This window comes from Actinomadura sp. 9N407 (assembly GCF_044326315.1).
Taxonomy (GTDB): Bacteria; Actinomycetota; Actinomycetes; order Streptosporangiales; family Streptosporangiaceae; genus Spirillospora.
Genome location: NZ_JBIRAW010000005.1, coordinates 294,710 through 311,338, shown reverse-complemented (window position 1 = coordinate 311,338; position 16,629 = coordinate 294,710). Strand labels below are relative to the sequence as shown.

The 16,629-nt window shown below is 67.1% G+C and carries 13 protein-coding genes and 2 CRISPR repeat arrays; of the genes, 3 read left to right on the top strand and 10 right to left on the bottom strand.

All coding sequences use genetic code 11. From position 1 onward, the window contains the following. The first annotated feature begins 553 nt into the window (after window positions 1–553). Window positions 554–1,423 (top strand): helix-turn-helix domain-containing protein, encoded by an 870-nt coding sequence (locus ACH34Q_RS10935; protein WP_395982706.1) that lies wholly within the window; start codon window positions 554–556, stop codon window positions 1,421–1,423. Then, on the top strand, window positions 1,407–1,616 hold the full coding sequence (locus tag ACH34Q_RS10930; RefSeq protein ID WP_395982705.1) for a DUF397 domain-containing protein: 210 nt from the start codon (window positions 1,407–1,409) through the stop codon (window positions 1,614–1,616). Before ACH34Q_RS10935 ends, ACH34Q_RS10930 begins: the two co-directional genes overlap by 17 nt. Window positions 1,617–2,074: 458 nt before the next feature. Here ACH34Q_RS10930 and ACH34Q_RS10925 read toward each other — a convergent pair whose 3' ends face one another. From ACH34Q_RS10925 to ACH34Q_RS10910, 4 genes are all read right to left on the bottom strand, one after another. Then, entirely contained in the window at window positions 2,075–2,326 is a 252-nt protein-coding gene (locus ACH34Q_RS10925; protein ID WP_395982704.1) for a superinfection immunity protein, read from the bottom strand. Between the two features lie 18 nt (window positions 2,327–2,344). Next, window positions 2,345–3,244: a hypothetical protein gene (locus ACH34Q_RS10920; protein ID WP_395982703.1), complete on the bottom strand. Its 900-nt coding sequence runs from the start codon at window positions 3,242–3,244 to the stop codon at window positions 2,345–2,347. A gap of 24 nt (window positions 3,245–3,268) precedes the next feature. Continuing rightward, complete coding sequence (locus tag ACH34Q_RS10915; protein ID WP_395982702.1) at window positions 3,269–5,251, bottom strand: toprim domain-containing protein; 1,983 nt, start codon at window positions 5,249–5,251, stop codon at window positions 3,269–3,271. Window positions 5,252–5,345: 94 nt separating this feature from the next. Further along, window positions 5,346–5,639 carry a hypothetical protein gene (locus ACH34Q_RS10910; protein ID WP_395982701.1) on the bottom strand — a complete coding sequence of 98 codons (294 nt, stop codon included), beginning with the start codon at window positions 5,637–5,639 and terminating at the stop codon, window positions 5,346–5,348. A gap of 147 nt (window positions 5,640–5,786) precedes the next feature. Between ACH34Q_RS10910 and ACH34Q_RS10905 the strand changes: the two genes are divergently transcribed. Next, entirely contained in the window at window positions 5,787–6,269 is a 483-nt protein-coding gene (locus tag ACH34Q_RS10905) for a hypothetical protein (RefSeq protein WP_395982700.1), read from the top strand. On the opposite strand, the gene ACH34Q_RS10900 is transcribed toward ACH34Q_RS10905, so the two are convergent. From ACH34Q_RS10900 to ACH34Q_RS10875, 6 genes are all read right to left on the bottom strand, one after another. Continuing rightward, complete coding sequence (locus tag ACH34Q_RS10900) at window positions 6,266–7,933, bottom strand: relaxase/mobilization nuclease domain-containing protein (RefSeq protein ID WP_395982699.1); 1,668 nt, start codon at window positions 7,931–7,933, stop codon at window positions 6,266–6,268. The two genes, ACH34Q_RS10905 and ACH34Q_RS10900, sit on opposite strands and share 4 nt — an antisense overlap. Before the next feature lie 860 nt (window positions 7,934–8,793). Continuing rightward, window positions 8,794–9,117: a hypothetical protein gene (locus ACH34Q_RS10895; protein ID WP_395982698.1), complete on the bottom strand. Its 324-nt coding sequence runs from the start codon at window positions 9,115–9,117 to the stop codon at window positions 8,794–8,796. Window positions 9,118–9,309: 192 nt separating this feature from the next. Next, the gene (locus ACH34Q_RS10890) at window positions 9,310–9,885 is read right to left on the bottom strand and encodes a hypothetical protein (protein WP_395982697.1); all 576 of its coding nucleotides are present in this window, start codon (window positions 9,883–9,885) and stop codon (window positions 9,310–9,312) included. Window positions 9,886–10,582: 697 nt separating this feature from the next. Then, window positions 10,583–12,563: direct repeats of the CRISPR family, unit length 29 nt; unit sequence CTGCTCCCCGCGCACGCGGGGATGGTCCC. A gap of 124 nt (window positions 12,564–12,687) precedes the next feature. After that, window positions 12,688–13,140, bottom strand: coding sequence for a nitroreductase family deazaflavin-dependent oxidoreductase (locus ACH34Q_RS10885; protein ID WP_395982696.1), 453 nt, complete (start codon window positions 13,138–13,140; stop codon window positions 12,688–12,690). Between the two features lie 257 nt (window positions 13,141–13,397). After that, window positions 13,398–13,786: direct repeats of the CRISPR family, unit length 23 nt; unit sequence CCCGCGCACGCGGGGATGGTCCC. Window positions 13,787–14,097: 311 nt separating this feature from the next. Then, complete coding sequence (locus ACH34Q_RS10880) at window positions 14,098–15,045, bottom strand: phosphotransferase family protein (protein ID WP_395982695.1); 948 nt, start codon at window positions 15,043–15,045, stop codon at window positions 14,098–14,100. Beyond that, window positions 15,042–16,598, bottom strand: a complete 1,557-nt coding sequence (locus ACH34Q_RS10875; protein ID WP_395982694.1) for a hypothetical protein — start codon at window positions 16,596–16,598, stop codon at window positions 15,042–15,044. The genes ACH34Q_RS10880 and ACH34Q_RS10875 overlap by 4 nt, the downstream gene beginning before the upstream one ends. Between the last annotated feature and the right edge of the window lie 31 nt (window positions 16,599–16,629).

Sequence of the window (16,629 nt, the reverse complement as noted above, 5' to 3'; positions counted from 1 at the left end):
GGCCCAGTAGCGGCCGGTGAACTCCCCCACCCACATCGACACACCAGGGAATTGGTGGCCGAGCTGGGCCAACGCCGCCTCGGGATCGATGTAGGCGATGGCCCATGGCGCTGGGCTGATCGTCGCTGTGGTCATGACACGGCCCGCTTGGGTGCCACACCGATGAGGCGCCGTCGAGGTTGTACGGCGGGTGCCGTCGCCCCGGTCGACCAGTGCTTCGTACGATCGTGCATAGGTCGGACCTCCTGCGTCCGATCGAGGTCCCGGACCGGTGTGCCAGCATCGCGTCCGGGACCGCTTCATTTCCCGTCTGCCTGGGTGTTCGGTCTCCGCCCAGGACTTGTGCCGCTAGATGAGGAAGCCAGACCGCCCTTGTCGATGGCTGTGCCTGTACTCACCGACCATCTGCGGCGATGATCACGAACTGTGAGCGTGTCGTCACGACCATCATGATGCGAACATGCGCACCTGTCCATGCACTTGTTCATTTTTCTTCGACCGAATGTCGGGTTAGACGCGATGTGATCACGTCGAGCTGCCACACTGGTGACTCATGACGCCCGATCAGAGCCCGACCGTCCGGCACCGTCGCCTTGCCCGCCAGCTCCGTGAAGCCCGCCAACACTCAGGCCTCACCATGGAAGCCGCGGCAGCAGCTCTCGGATGGAGCCGTCCCAAACTGGTCCGGTTCGAGACCGCCAGGACGCGGCCGACAGCGGCGGACGTCGCGGCCATGCTCGCCCTCTACGGCGGGGACCAGGCACTCAAGCTCGCACTGATGCAGCTCGCCAAGGACATCCGCAAGCGCGGCTGGTGGTCGGCGTTCAATGACGTGCTCACGGGATCGTTCGCGGAACTGGAGGACGACGCCGCTCAGATCCGGACCTGGCAGGTCCAGTTCGTACCGGGCCTGCTCCAGATCAGCGACTACGCACTGGCGCTCATCCGGATCGGAAGTCCAGAAGACTCAGAAGAGGTACATCTACGACGGCTTCAGGCACGGATGGCCCGGCGAACAATCCTGGAACGGCAGGACGGTTCGTCGTTGAGAGTCGTCCTGGACGAAGCCGTCCTCAGGCGCCCGGTCGGCGGGTCCGACGTGATGGCACGGCAGCTCGACGCGCTGGTGAACGAGAGCAAGAAGCCCAACGTCAGCCTTCGGATCCTTTCAGCCGCAACAGGCGAGCATGCCGGCATGGACGGACCGTTCGTGATCCTGAGCTTCCAGGGGCCGCTGGACCCTGATGTCGTCTATCTCGAGGGCATGGGTGGCGAGATCTACGTCGAGGACGTCGCTCAGGTGACGCGCTGTAATGTGAGGTTTGACCGGATTTCCGATCAGGCGCTCTCCGAGGAGGACTCGGTGGCTCTGATCGCCGACATCGCCAAGGAGTACCACCAGTCCGATGAGCCTCCTCGTTGACGCATCCCAGGCACGTTGGCGAAAGTCCCGCCGGAGCAGCAGCACCGGCAGCGATTGCGTCGAGATCGCCGACCTGGGCGAAGCGATCGCCTTCCGTGACTCCAAGGACCCGACAGGCCCGAACCTGATGCTCGCACGCACGGCTTGGCAGGACCTCTCGCGCAGGATGGCCAGCGGCGAACTTGACCTCTGATCAGCGGAGTCTTGCCCGGTCTTGACCGGACGCGGGCGACATCTCGTTTGGGTGGGGGGCTCAGCGTGGGCTCATCGACCAGGAGGGCGATCCGTGTCCAATGGCCTTCTCCGGAGAACCGGCCCCTCTCAAGTCATCCGATCCGACTCGCTTATGGCGGACCCGATCAACTGAGATCCGGCTCGATGGCGTGTCTCACTCGACCTGTCGTCGCAGGTCAGGGATACACCCGGGTTCTTGGCCCCGTCGTCGAGCAGTGACACCATTTGTCGATGAAGTCCGAGGGCATCGACGACACTGCGTGAACGTCCAGTTCCTCACCGGCACGCACGGCGAGCTGGTCTGCGCCTCGGCGGCACTGCCCAGATCCACCTACGAGCTGACCGCCGCACGCGCCACGACATCATCGATGCACTCACACGGCTGCTCACCGACAGAAACACCCCCTCACGCGCGTTTCAGGTGGGACTCGAACGCCTCTGACTCCGAGGCCGCCGCAGGACCTCGCTGCGTCGTGGCCACTTGATGGCCATGAGGAGGGCGACAGGCCAACCGAGGACGATGGCGCATCCGAGAACGTTGACGAGAACGATCAGCATGATCTCGTCCGCGCCCCTGGCCAGGGCTATCAGCGTTGGTAGTACGGCAAGGACGATGAGGCCTCCGATCAGCAGAAGCCAGAAGAGCGAGTTCGACGTGAGCGCGTACACGGTTCCGTCCCTTCTCGGCTAGCGGTTGCGACGTCGGTTTCGGTCAGGAGTCTGGCTGGTCGCTCTCTTAGCCTCCGGCGTGCCGCCTGCTCGCGCGGCTGTCACCGCCATCGCGTCGTCGATCGAGAGCGGGAAGTCTTCAGCAGCCAGCTCCATCGGCGTGAACGATCCCAGCCGAGCCTCGGCCGTTCCGTCCGCTGCGCCGGCCACCTTGGCGATGATGTGCTCGGGCAGGTTGGTGGTGGTCGTGAGCACGGTGCGGAGCTCATCCGGGTGAAGCTCGCGACCTTCGCGACGACGTTCCGTGCCGAGACCATCAGCAATCCCTTGGGCCCGCTGCTCTTGGAGGACCTCCTCCCATTCGCTGCGGTCGGGACCGTGAAAATTGGCCGCCCAGCGAACCCCTGTCCCCTTGGGCAACTCTGGCCGGGCCGCCGCGGGGTCGCCGGTCCGTACGTTGGGGTCACGGGCGAAGAAGGGGGCGGCCTCCCCCATCGCGATGAGCGGGTCCTGCCCTGCCCCACGGGCACGGTCGTAGTGGCTCATCCCATGGGGGTGCAGGTCGCGCAGGCGATCTTCACATTTGCGTACGGCCGAAGCGGCCGAAGCGCTGTCGGTTGCGTACGGTACGGCAGCTCCCCAGGCCTCGGCGACGAACAGGAGGTTGGCCTTGCGCAGCCATCGAGAATCGTGAGCCGGCGCCCAGCGGGCACGGGCCTGTTCAAAGGATGCCTTGAGCTCTAGCGCCGCCGCCTGTTCGGCTTCGGCCTCACGAGCCTCGCTCGCTGCCCTCAACCGCTCCACTCGCCGGGCGTAGCCCTGTTGTACGGCGGTGGCCAGTGCGACGACCTGGACCATGCGCTGGCCACTATGGACGAGCCCTTCGGTGATGGGCTCGGGATGCTGCTCGACGCTCATATCGATCTCCGATGTTGGTCGGCGTCAGGGGTGCCGGCTTCTCTGAGACGAGTGGCCTGGTCGGCCGCTCTTCCCGGCGGTTGCAACGCCGGGGCTAGGTGTGGGCTCAGAGAGCGGGGCTAACGGAAAGTCCTCCGCCGCAGCGGCGACGCCCTTTCCCGTTCCCTCTGGACTGATGGCCGCGGTGAGGATGGCGGTCATCTCTGCGGAGTCCAGACCCGTCCGGGTAGCGACGCGGGCAACTTGCCGGGCAACCTCAGGTGCTCGCATCTGTGCGATCAAGTTGGCGGCGGCACGCGCCGCCGCCAACTTGTTCTCGGCGAATTCGAGCGTCCCCCCGGATCGCTCGATGCTCGCGTCGACCACCAGATCGGCAAGCGGACGCACAGAATGTAGCGCTTCACGCACGCCTGCGCACCCATGGTGACGGAAGACGTCGGCCGGATCTCTACCGTCTGGGAGACAAACGGCTTCCACGGGGCCTTCGACCTGCTTCAGCGTGTTCCATGCACGCAACATCGCCTTGGCGCCTGGACGGTCACCATCCAGGGCTAGGAGCACTCCAGTCGTGTCCAGGTCGGCATGACGTGCGATCGCGTCGAGCTGCGCAGCGGTGATGGCCGTTCCGCAGGGGGCAAGCGCCACATGGTCGTCGATGGCCGCAGCGTCGAGCGCGATGACGTCCAACGGGCCCTCGGCAATGAGCGCACGAGCGCCCTGGTTCAAGCGAGCGCGCCCCTCATGCAACCCGAACAGCAGCTCGCCCTTGCGGAACACGGCTGTCTCCGGGCTATTGAGGTACTTGGGCCCAGGCAACCCATCCCGCCGGCGACCGATGAAGCCCACGATCGCGCCTTCCGCCTCCCGCAGTGGGAGGAGAACCCGGTCACGGAAGGTGTCGTACGGCTTCCCATCTGGCCCATACTTCGCCAATCCTGCCGCCACGAGCACCTCGTTGGCGTAGCCAAGGCGACGTAGATGCTCGACGAGCGCGTTCCTCTTGGCTGGGGCGTATCCGATCTGCCAGCGCTGCTGAGCTGAGTCGCCGAATCCGCGCTCGACCAGGTAGCCAGGTGCCCAGCTTGCGGCCAGACGATCGCGGTAGAAGGCGTGGGCGTCCGAGTGGACGGCGAGCAGGACGTCCCGTGCATAGTCCTGGTGCTCTGACTTCGGTTGAACGAGCTCCGCACTGTTCTCTACACGAGGCGCGAGAGCCGGCGGCAACGCCTCGAGACGACGACGGATCTGGGAGGCGACGCGGAGTGCACCCTCCCCCACCATCTTGATCGCGACCTGGGGATTGGCGCGGACGTCCTCTCCGGCCCAGCTGCGTACCGGAGAGAAGGAAATGTGGGAAACGTCCATCCCCAGGTGAGCCAGGACCAGATAGGCGATCGAGTCCGTCCGCACGCGACGTACACCATGGCAAGGGACACCAGCGTCTCGGCGGTCACCTCTCTGCAGAACGTGCGCGAGCTGGTGAGCCAGCAAGGTGGCGGCATCCACATCGCCCAGGTCAAGAGGGATCGGGATCCGCCGTTCGGGACGTCCGGCATAAGACCAGCTTTGCCCTCTGTCCACGTAGAGCTTCAGGTCGCTGGCCAACCGGTGGAGTTGATGGAAGGCGTCGCCCGGGTTCAGCGGCGCCTGGCTGGCGACCGCTCTTCCGTCTGTCTGCTTGACGTCGAAGACGGATCGGGACGTCGCTGAGCGAGAGACGATGCGTATGGCCGTCTCGCCTCGTACCACCTGACGGCCCTGTCGCTTCCACTCGTCGTACGAGCGAACGTCAGTCGCCGAGGGATGCTGTGCCGCGATCAGCAGGGTGTTGGTGAACCCATACCGCCCATGCCTACGCGCCTGCGCAAGACACTCGCCCCATGAGAGCTCCCCCTTGTACAGCCGTGAGAGCTCGTGCTCGGCGATCCCGTTCAGTATCTCGACTCGGCGTCGCCGCTCCTTGTTTTGCCGGGCTTCCTCATCAGGCGTTCGAGCAGGTGCGGGCATGGTCAGCTCTCCTGCGCAAACGTCACCAGCCCGAACGCGGGGCTAGTTCTGCATGGTCGGCTCGAGCCCGGGATCGGTATGCGGAGTACGGCGGTCACCGTTGCCTTCTCTCCGTCATCCAGACGAGGAGCCGACCGACGTAACGAACGTCGTCGACCGGGCCGAGCAGACGACCGTGGGCGGTGACGTACGCGTACGCACCTTCAGCACCCGCGCACATGACGGTCTCTGACCACTCCCCCGCGCGGATGCGCAACCGCCATCGCCCGTTACGTGGTCTGCGGACGCGCACGGCGGCTCCGAGCCGCTTGAGCTCGAAGTGCAGCCGAAGCAGATGAACCCGCCGTTGTTCCAGCTCAGCCTGCATCGTCATGGACAGCGTTGACATCGATTCCCCCGTCGTGTCAGTCGATGAACCACACCGGCCATCAACTAAAGTTCACAACATCGACGATGCATCACGGATCAGCAGCGGTCAATCAAGATCGACGATCGGCGTGTCTCAGCAACTTCAGTCAATATGAGCGGAGAGTTCGTGCCCAGGACGAACCCAAGCGATGCCGGTGACGTCTCCCCGTCCGCTTCGCTGGCAGAGAAGATCGAGTGGCTGATCCAGAACCTGTGGCCGGCCGATGCCCCGCCGCCCCGCAACAACGTGGACGCGGCCGCCGCCATCGCCGCCGCCACCGATGAGGACATCTCCTCCACCACTGTCTGGAAGCTGCGTACCGGCCGCCAGGACAACCCGCAGTTCAAAACCCTCATCGCGCTCGCCACCTTCTTCGGCGTGCCGCTGGGGTACTTCGGGTTTCCCGACGAGAGTGCCCCCGCCCGCGACGATCTGACGTTCAAGGCGCTGCACCGCGAGTTGGAGAGCGGCGCGCTCAGCATCGACGTACTACGCGCTCTCATCGACCTCTCTCCCGAGACCCGCCGGGTCGTGAACGAGATGATTCTCGCCGCCGCCGTCGCCGACCGCGCTCAACGCGACGTCTCTCCCGCCAGAGCAGATCATTAGAGGGATGGACCACGTTCAGGGATGGGCTCCGTGGAGCCACGACGCGGTCGGACGCGAGGTTCCGCCGTCTTTCCGCCGGGGTGAGCCGGAGCCCAGGGAACCGGAAAGGCCATCATCGCGAGCGTGGCCGGCGACGGCTTCGCATCCGGGTTGACCAGCCACTCAACCTGCTGCCTTGGCGTCGGCGTGGCCCTGCCAAGATGCAGTCTGGCCGTACGGGCCGCGGCCTCCTGAGCGCGTCTCCCCTGGACGCGGTGCAGCTGGACAATGCTCTCCACGAGCAGGACAAGGTTGGTCACCAGGAAGAGCACGGCCGAACTCGAGGCGCCGATCGGGCATGTCAGCGCGAGCAGGCGCGCTGCCGTACGCAGGCTGTTGCCGGCCGCCGTGGGTCTGGGAATCCTCCCGTATGGAGGACGGGCCGCGCGATCGTAGGCGTCGGCGGCTCGGCGAAGGTGCTTGTTGCCGGTGGCCTTGGCGGCCACGTGCAGAGCGTCGGAGGCCGCCCAGCAAGCATCCCGTGCAGCATGAGGGTTCGTGGCGAAATGACGGCGGATCTGGGCGGTCGCGGAGGCGGCGGCCTTGGCTGCGTCCTCGTAGATCGCCTGGCGCTCTTCTACCGTGAGGTCCAGAGCCTGTGCCTCGGACTCTTGCGATGCCTCGCGGGGTGTCCTCCACCTTTGCTGGAGGCGAGGCAAGGTGAGGTCCTCCGCAAGGCGGCCTCCGCTGTACCAGGCAGGGCCGTCATCGTCCGTCTGGTCGGGAAGGGCGACGGCGTAGCCGGTCAACTGGCCTGGGTCGGTACGACTGAATCGTCGCTTGACCATCAGGCCGGCCGCCTCCAGGCGGTCCAGGAACTCGTCGGTGTCCCGGGCCTGGCCCGCGGCTCGACGGACCGTGTCGCGTAGGACGATACGAGTACTCCGCTGAGACAGATGACGCCCGGTCGGCGGACGATTAACCGGAGATGGGCCGCTTCGCAGCTCGTTCGCTGTCCATCGCTGCCGGAGTTTGGGCAGCGTCAGATCACCAGCTAGCTTTCCTCCCCCGAACCAAATTGGACCTCCCAGCGAGCTGAGGTCATCGGAAAGCGCAACCGCATACCCCGTGACCTGGTCGGCAGTAATCGTGCGGGAACGCTCGCGAACAAGGAATCCTTCGCCCTTTAGCAACTCGAAGAACTGGGCCTCGTTCTGTGCGCTGGCCGCTGCGGTCATCACCTGACGACGCAGGGCGCTCCTGGACGGCTCAGGCCTCCCCCGACGGGCAGCCTTCTCGATCTCCCCGCGTTTGGCACGCTTGGCCGGAGTCCTATCGGCAGGAGCCGTCCACCGCAACCCATAACGCTCCTCGACCGCCCGACATGCCGCTCGCACTCGATAACCGTCGTTCCATACATGTGGCCGAACGCCATCCTGGCGGGCCAGCGTAGCGACGATGTGAATGTGGTCGTCTGCATGCCGGACCGCGAACCAGCGGACGGCTTCCCCATCACCGAACGGGGCAAGCCCCGTACGGTGCATGATTTCAGCCGCGATATCCGCCCACTGCTCATCGGTGAGCACCGGATCGTCCGGGTGGGTCCGAACCGGAAGATGCCAGACCGGCCTCGGGTGGTTGCCTTTACCCAGTAAGGTGAGCGGTTGCCGCATCAGCCCGTCCAACCGGCGGAAGTCTCGCCCGCCATCCGCTCGAAGCGGCGGTTCCAGAGCACTCGCTTCATCGAAGCCTGCGACGATGTGAGGGTCGTGGTGCTCGTTGAACCTACCCGGCCCATAAAGGTAACGGATCAGCCCTTGAATTCGGTTTCCCCGCAGCACTTTCCCAATCACCCGACAACACCCTCAAAACCGGATAACAAAGAACAGCCTAGAGCACACGACAGCTCAAGAATCTGCACTCCAAGGGAGCTCCTCAAGAGAGTTTTCTTCTGATCACCTCTGCGACCTCATCCATGTCGTGTGCGGCTTTAGCCGCGACACGCGCATACTCCCGAAGCGCCTGGTCCGGGAAGCCGAGAGAATGAAGTGCAGCCACTGCTTGGTTGAGATTCACCCCGATACGTCGCGCTTGACCCGCCGCCCGCATCACCTCAGCCATTAGTTCGGTCAACGGCGACCACTCCGGTGGATCGGCCCTTGTCGCTACGGCATGGGCGACGGCCGCTGTGTATGCTCCGACCGCCATGCCAACGCGCCCAGCAGCCGATGAGACGGCAACGAACTCCTCTTCGCTGAAAGCCACTCGGACACTGCGAGCACGCCGCTCCCCTCGCCTCCGAGCACGCCGATGCCCCTGCCCCGTTCGCCCACTCCGCGCCGTCCCCAACGCTGCACTGACCTCCCTATCGATGACGCTGGTCCCCCTGGATGACCGCCATCGATCGGATAGCAGCTCTGGACCGCGCCCGGTCCAGAGCGTGTAAGTGTCACTTACACCATTTCTTGCTCCGCGCCAGCGGGCGTAGTCGTACCCGCACCAGGCCACCGCCTCCGCAGCGGCTCCGCCGCCTTCCCTGCGATCGCTACAGACCCGGCTGTTCGATTCCCTGGAGCATGTCGATCAGGCCGTTGTGATGGACGACGATGACGCGCCCAGGCACCGGGGACACCACGACGGTGTCGCCGTCCACGAGCGAGGAGCCGATCGTCTCCGTGTACGTCGCAGCAAACTCGGCGAGGTACTCACCAGCCACAAACAAAGGCCCCGTTCCAGCAGCGTAGCTTTCGTCAATGACGACGACCAAAGGGCCGGCTACACGGGCAAGGCAATACTCCAGAAAGGCAATCGTCACGTCCCCGGGATGACGATCATCGATCTCGAACCTCTCCCAACGACCGACTCCCAAGCCTGGAATCTTGTCGGGGTCAAAGCCAGTCGCCCCGGGAATAACATGCGCTAGCACTGCCTCCGCGTAGGTCCAGTTTGGATGACGTCGCACTGGCCGATCATCGTGGGCACGCTCCAGAATTTCAAGCTTAATCTCGGCAGTCCGGGAGCCTCCACAGCTTGACCTGCGTTCTCCGCGCGGACCGAACGATCACGACGACAGCCGCGACCGGGAGGCGGGTGAGGAACCGGGCGGTGAGCGGTGATCAGCCGAGGACGGCGGAGGATGGTCGAGCATGTCCCCAATGGCGTTCGGGAACTCTGCGTTCTGTATTTCGGGCGCGGCGATAGCCTCAGTCGGTTCACTCGGCATGGACCGATGCTGCCGACCCTCCCGCCTCCGTCCTTCTCGCTCAGAGGCATAAAGCGCGCTCACTGCCTCCTGAACACGGGACAAGCCCTGCTCGAATCTCTCTCCGCGAGCGGCGGCATCCGCCAAAGCATCCTGCGTACGCAGAACCCCCTGAACGATTTCCTGCCGGTCCGCGTGGTCCTCGAGACGCTCGGCGGCGAACTCTTCGATGATGTATTCGCCGATGTGCTGCACCGTTTGATGAAGCTCGTCCACCGTCTTGATGAGACTCGCTACCACCGAGTGCACTGCCGGCTGCCTCAGCCCTTGCGAGGCGGCCGTCGCTTGATTGAGCGCTTGGACGTCTTGCCACAACGCGTCAGCAAGGCGTGTGGTCTCCTCGGCACCCGAACCCGGCTCCAGGTTCTCGTTCATCGATACTCCCCAGATGGGACTGAAAGTCGGACATTTCAGATCTCCCTTCCGGTGGTTCGGCTATCTCGCCGCGATGGACACCCAGAGTCGCTACACCTGTAGCAGCTTGAGAATGTTTGCGCTCTAAAGCTGCCACACCAGGTCGCCAGTTCCAAGGACGCCGCGACACGGCGTGTCCTCGTCGCTGTACCTGATTACGGAGCCGGTGAGGAGCAATCCGTGCGCCATCCACTCCAACCTCGTCATCGTCGACAACAGCGGGCTGCTTCGACGAAATCGTGCCCTAGTCCCTGGCCGCTACCGCCAGCAACTGGTGACTACAGGAAGGGAGACCCCGTCTTCACCTCGCCCGCCTAGAGACATCCGCGGGTGCGGGGAGCAGTAGTTGCACGTCCTGTCCAACCTCTGATCGTCCGGACCATCCCCGCGTATGCAAGAGCACCGGCGCGACTGGCCCCCCAAGACCGTCTGGTGTGCCAGGGGGAGCACCCAGTCTTGGCCCTGGCGTAACTGGAACCATCCCCGCATGCGCGGGGCCTACAGCACGGGGATCGCAAGCCCGAACGCCGCTACATTGGAAATGTGGCCACCCCGCTTCCGCCATCACCAACCACCCCACCCCACGCCCGAAATGTCCAAATCTGCAAAAGTGCTCCAAATTGCTGTTACCAGCCGGTAGACCCCCAGGTCAGCCAGCCTGCTCCCCGCGCACGCGGGGATGGTCCCTCCTCGCCGACCTGGTCGGCCTCGCCGCCCGGCTGCTCCCCGCGCACGCGGGGATGGTCCCTCCGCCTGCGTGGGCGCGCCGGCGACGACCGCCTGCTCCCCGCGCACGCGGGGATGGTCCCCGCCACTGCTCTTCGTTGGCTTTGCCATGGTCCTGCTCCCCGCGCACGCGGGGATGGTCCCGGGGAGCTGGAGCAGCTGATGGAGCAGGCCACCTGCTCCCCGCGCACGCGGGGATGGTCCCTGGCAGTCCCCGCAGCGCAGGCCCTCGGCCTTCTGCTCCCCGCGCACGCGGGGATGGTCCCCCAAGGTTGCCCCCGATCCGCCGGCCGAGGCTCTGCTCCCCGCGCACGCGGGGATGGTCCCGACGACCTGGGCGGCCCCTACACCCCCGGCCACTGCTCCCCGCGCACGCGGGGATGGTCCCGCTTCCCACTGATCACCCAGGCTGATCCGCAGCTGCTCCCCGCGCACGCGGGGATGGTCCCGAAGAGGTGAAGAAGTCCTTCACCACGGTGTTCTGCTCCCCGCGCACGCGGGGATGGTCCCGTGCGCGTCCCGAACACCGGATGCCGCCACCGCTGCTCCCCGCGCACGCGGGGATGGTCCCTTGGGGTCGGTCGGGATGACGTACTCGGGGTACTGCTCCCCGCGCACGCGGGGATGGTCCCTCCTACTACCATGCGCAGTCCGCCGCAAAGAACTGCTCCCCGCGCACGCGGGGATGGTCCTGGGGCCGATGGGTGGCCGATTGCCCCCGCGACTGCTCCCCGCGCACGCGGGGATGGTCCCTCCACGTGGCCGTTGACCGGGTTCAGGTACATCTGCTCCCCGCGCACGCGGGGATGGTCCCCGGACGCCGCCTTGGTACCGGTGCCGGACAGGCTGCTCCCCGCGCACGCGGGGATGGTCCCTCGCCGCTGTTCCCCTGGGCCCCAAAGCCCACCTGTCTCCCCGCGCACGCGGGGATGGTCCCCGACTACGTCAACTCGCTGCGCTACACCGGCGCTGCTCCCCGCGCACGCGGGGATGGTCCCGTCGCCGACTTCTTGTAGGCCAGCACCAGCCCCTGCTCCCCGCGCACGCGGGGATGGTCCCGTGGCGGTCGTCGCGGCGAAGGCGCGCAGGAACTGCTCCCCGCGCACGCGGGGATGGTCCCAGCCCCGAGTGGCACCATCACGGGGGCTGCGGCTGCTCCCCGCGCACGCGGGGATGGTCCCCGACGCCGGTCGGGGGCGGCGGCTCGACGTCCCTGCTCCCCGCGCACGCGGGGATGGTCCCGGCACGAACGGGTCGCAGCGGTTCCCCGCGTCCTGCTCCCCGCGCACGCGGGGATGGTCCCGCCTGCTTCTACGTCAAGACGTGGCGGGCCAACTGCTCCCCGCGCACGCGGGGATGGTCCGAGGGTGTCGAAGCTCTCGTCAGGGAAGGTCGTCTGCTCCCCGCGCACGCGGGGATGGTCCCGTGACACGGAGAGCCGCCGCGACGTTCGGGTGCTGCTCCCCGCGCACGCGGGGATGGTCCCGCGGCGCCTGATCGCGTGCGCGCCGGTTCTACCTGCTCCCCGCGCACGCGGGGATGGTCCCATGTCGTCGCCGAGCTGGGTGAGGGCGAGGTGCTGCTCCCCGCGCACGCGGGGATGGTCCCGTCCAGTACGGCAACGGCCAGCGCTCACGCTCCTGCTCCCCGCGCACGCGGGGATGGTCCCATGGCCGAGGACATGTCCAACGTGGCCCGCGTCTGCTCCCCGCGCACGCGGGGATGGTCCCGCTGGTAAGAATCTGCTGATCGGCATGTGGAACTGCTCCCCGCGCACGCGGGGATGGTCCCGTGGCCCGAGCACCGGCGCGAAGGTCGCTCGCCTGCTCCCCGCGCACGCGGGGATGGTCCCACTGCCGTCCTGAAGGGATCCGTCGAGCTCACCTGCTCCCCGCGTGTTGGTGGCCATTTCCAATTCCCCGCCCACGGCCAGTTAGTGGGGAGCTATATGGCCACGGATCTCACTTTGCGTGACTCTGCGGGCATTAAGTCAGGACTCTGAATGTTGCTACGGCCACCGATCGTGAAGGCAGAGGCTCAGCGGATAGGCGGGCTGTCCGGCATGAGCGTGCCGTAGAGGGCGCTTCGTGCCCGAGTTCCTGCGGCTGCTCGGACCGCCGCTGGGAGTTCCGGAGAATCGGAAGGGACGACGCTGGGATCGGTCAGTCGATACCGCCCGCCCCGCTGCACGACGGTCGCCGTCCCGGCAGCTTGCAGGTTGCGGACCCAATCTGACTCGGTGCCGTAGTTCAGCATGACGACGAGTTCGCCGTCCTGGACGAAAGCCATGACCGGAGTCTGGTAAGTCCTGCCGGACTTGCGGCCGGTGTGCTCGATGACCGCGTAATACGGCAGGTGAGGAGCCCATAGGCGCTGGATCGGGTTGGTGACGTACTTGTTGAACCGTGCGAGGGCGCGCATCCCTCCCGGCCCCAGGAGCGAGGCTGTTCGGGCGGCCAGCAGGGCAACAACAGCGGCGAGTCGCTTCATCACGTTGGCCGGCTCCGAAGTTCGAGGATTCGGTATGGCCCGCCCACGGCCTCAAGCCGCGGGGCCAGTTGGAGTCAGAATCCACACCTGAGGCCCCCTGAGGCGCGGCTCCTTCTGATCCTCATCGGCAGCACCTCAGCCGTCAAGTAGACGGCAATGTTTTCTGTTCTCCAGCTGATGGACTGCGACCCTTCACCATGACCGAGAGTCACAGCCTTAGCTGGCCGTACTTGGGGAAATCCTGCTGGCCGCTGTCACCCGCGCACGCGGGGATGGTCCCTACGCCGAGCGGCACGGGGACGAGTTCCTGCGCTGCTCCCCGCGCACGCGGGGATGGTCCCGCCGCCCGCGACAAGTTCGTCTTGGCCGTGGCCTGCTCCCCGCGCCCGCGGGGATGGTCCCAGCAGCAGCGCTGACCTGGAGTGGTTGCCGTGCTGCTCCCCGCGCACGCGGGGATGGTCCCCGTCTTCCTCCTCGCCCTGCCGACCAAGCCGGCTGCTGCCCGCGCACGCGGGGATGGTCCTCGGAACAGAACGAGCGACCCCTGTCCGAGGCCCTGCTCCCCGCGCACGCGGGGATGGTCCCTCGGGGTCGATGAGCACCGCGTGCGGCGCGTGCTGCTCCCCACGCACGCGGGGATGATCCCACCGCGCGCACTCCTCCCTGCGCACGCCGGGATAGCCCAACGCTGGGGTGCTGCGCGGGCTGACCATGTCTGGCATCCAGCGCTGCTGGACGAAGTTCGGCTGCCAATAGCCAGTACCTTCCGGTCAGGGTTCCGCACCGGCTAGGGCACTGTCGTAGTCGAGCAACAGATGAGTTCCGGGTCGGTCGTGAAGGCGCCGGGCTGTTATCGGTAGAGATGGGCGGCGCCCGCGCCCACGGCGTCGAGGTTGGTAGGCGGCGTGTGACGCGCGACCACGGCGAGGATCGTCCAGCCGGTAACGCGGCGGCGGATCAGTTCAGCGTGCAGGTCGGCCAGCGGGTGCGGTGGGCTACCCAGGCCAGGGCGGCGGTCGCGGCGCGGGCTTGGTAGCCGCGCAGGTTGGGGACGCCCGGCGGGGCGGGTCGGCGGCTCATCCGCGTCCAATAGCCGGCAAAGGCCACGGCGTAGCTGGTGATCGTCTGGGCGTCCACGCCGGTGGCATGCACGGCCCGTGCGACGGCTTGTTCGGCTGCGGGCGGGGTGTGCCCGGCCAGGATGAGGTGGGGGATGAGGTCGGCGATGTCGATCCAGGATGCTCCGCGCACCGGCTGGGCCCAGTCGATCAGCAGGACCTTATCGTTGGTGATCAGCAGGTTGGAGGCGTTGATGTCGCCGTGCAGGAGGGTGTTGCCGTCGGCGGCCGACAGCCATGTGGTCTCGTGTTTGGCCAGCCGGTCCATGTTGCGGCGCGCCCAGGGATCCAGGTCGGCCGGGGGCTCGGCAGCTAGCTCGCGCCAGCCGTGCACGAAATCGGCCAGTTCGACCGAGGCAACCGGCGCGTGCGGTAGCGGGCAGGGCGTCAGGGCGGGGCCCAGGCGGATGAGCATGTCGACGACCCGGCCGATGTCAGGTGAGCCGGGCGCGAGATTCGCGTGGCGTCCGCTGGCGTCATCGAACGCCAGGACCACCCACCCGGCCATCTCCTGCGTCCAGCGCAGCGCGGGAGCGGGCACCGCTGTGGGCAGCTCGGCGACCACGTGTGCCTCGGTGCGGTAGCGGTCGGCTAGAACGTGGTCGGCGGCGATGCCTTTGACGAAGGCGCGTTCGCCGCTGGTCAGTTGCAGTCGTACGGCCAGGCCAGGGGTGAATCCGCCGGTCTGAACCTCGGCGTGCTGGATCGAACCGAGCCGGGTGGCCAGGCCGTCGCGCAGCGGCTCAGGGAGCTCGTTCCAGGACGGGCGGACAGCGGTCGCCGTCATGGCTGCTTGCTCTGCCGAGTTGACGTCGGGTTCTGTGGGCGGTCGCGGGCATCGTCCATCAGCGCCGCGTGCAGTTCGCGGACCTTGGGTTGGTGGGGCCATCGGCCGGTCAGGGTGCGGTCGAGAACGATCAGCTCGGCGCGGGCAGGCTGGGATCCGGCGCGGCGCGTCTCGGTCAGCGAGGCCAGCCCTGCGGTCGCGGCGGCGTCGGGTACCTGGTCGGCGGCGTGCGCGGCGCCGAGCCGGGCAAGGTGAACGGCGCGGTCGCGGTGGTGGGTGCCGGGTAGCGCGGTGAGGCGGCCCTGCAGGATCGTCACCGCCCGGTCGGGGACGCCGGCGGACATGTAGCAGGTGGCGCGCTGTAGCTGGCCGAAGTCGCTGGTGTAGAACCGCAGGTAGGCGGGGCCGTTCACGGCCAGGGAGGAGCGCAGCAGTTGGTCGGCGCGGTCGAGGTCAGCCTCGGCGATGGCGCCGGTCACGGCCTGGGCGCGCGCGTGATACAGGTGCGCGACGGCCTGCAACGGCGCGGGAACGGACCAGTTGGTGTGTCGGGCTGCTTGGGCGAGTTCGGCGGCGCGTACGTGGTCGCGCTGATCGAGGGCGACGGCGGCGCGGCGGAGCATCATGTAGGTGGCCATCGAGGTGTCGCCGGCTTCCAGTGCCCATTCGGTGGCGCGGTCGGCCCATCGCCAGCAGCCGGGCAGATCTCCGGTCTCACGGCTCAGCCAGCTCAGGTGCTCGGCGTACTCGGCCTGCAGCTGGCGGAGTGGGCCGCGTTCGGCGGTCGGCGCCTGCGCGCGGGCGGCGCTGACGTCGCGTACGGTCTCGGCCAAGGCGCTGATGTGCGCGGAGGGTGACAGTAGATGGTGTCCCGACTGGTGCGCGGTCAGCGTACGGCGGAACGAGGCGATGCCGTTGCCGCCGGTCTGGGCGAGTGCGGTGTCGGGTAGCAGCGCGGCCAATCCACCGGCGGCGAGCAGTTGCTGGAATTGGCGGCGCGACAGCCTCACGATGATGCTCCCGTCTCCGACAGCGGCCCGGAGCACCACGGGCGCCGGTTCGCCCATCTGCTCGCTGCCGCCGGGGTGGTCCTCTTCAGCGTAATCGTCGACGGCGCCCAGACTCGATAGAACGTCGGTGAGCACCTGGTAGGGGACGGTTGTGGGCGGGCTCGGGGCGTAGCGCGGCCCGTTCAGCAAGTCATCGATGAGGCACCCGTACAGCTCGGCCAGGCGCACCAGGTCCTGATAGGACGGGGCGCGCGCGGAAGCCGAGCCGCTACTGCTTGCGGGGCCGCCCCAGCACTCCCAGTAGGAGATCTCCTTGCGGCTCTTGGGAGTCATGGCGGGCCACCGCTGGTTGTAGCGGTCGGCGACCTGCGCCTGGGTGAGGCCGAGCGCGCGGCGGAACGCGACGCGTGGGTTGATGTCGAGGGCCTTCATGAGGGCCGCGGCGATCTGCCCGGTGCTCGCGCCGCGGCGCAGCATGCGCTCGCGGATGGCGTCATGGTTCACCGGCTGCCTTTCGCCGCCGGCCGCGCGGCCTTGGGTCACGCGCGTGAACGTACCCCGGGCGCCCAGCGGA

Excerpts from the sequence above, each read along its gene's own strand:
- ACH34Q_RS10890 (WP_395982697.1), bottom strand. The coding sequence starts at position 9,885 with ATGAACGAGAACCTGGAGCCGGGTTCGGGTGCCGAGGAGACCACACGC.
- ACH34Q_RS10910 (WP_395982701.1), bottom strand. The coding sequence starts at position 5,639 with ATGTCAACGCTGTCCATGACGATGCAGGCTGAGCTGGAACAACGGCGG.
- ACH34Q_RS10885 (WP_395982696.1), bottom strand. The coding sequence starts at position 13,140 with ATGAAGCGACTCGCCGCTGTTGTTGCCCTGCTGGCCGCCCGAACAGCC.
- ACH34Q_RS10880 (WP_395982695.1), bottom strand. The coding sequence starts at position 15,045 with ATGACGGCGACCGCTGTCCGCCCGTCCTGGAACGAGCTCCCTGAGCCG.
- ACH34Q_RS10915 (WP_395982702.1), bottom strand. The coding sequence starts at position 5,251 with ATGCCCGCACCTGCTCGAACGCCTGATGAGGAAGCCCGGCAAAACAAG.
- ACH34Q_RS10935 (WP_395982706.1), top strand. The coding sequence starts at position 554 with ATGACGCCCGATCAGAGCCCGACCGTCCGGCACCGTCGCCTTGCCCGC.
- ACH34Q_RS10920 (WP_395982703.1), bottom strand. The coding sequence starts at position 3,244 with ATGAGCGTCGAGCAGCATCCCGAGCCCATCACCGAAGGGCTCGTCCAT.
- ACH34Q_RS10930 (WP_395982705.1), top strand. The coding sequence starts at position 1,407 with ATGAGCCTCCTCGTTGACGCATCCCAGGCACGTTGGCGAAAGTCCCGC.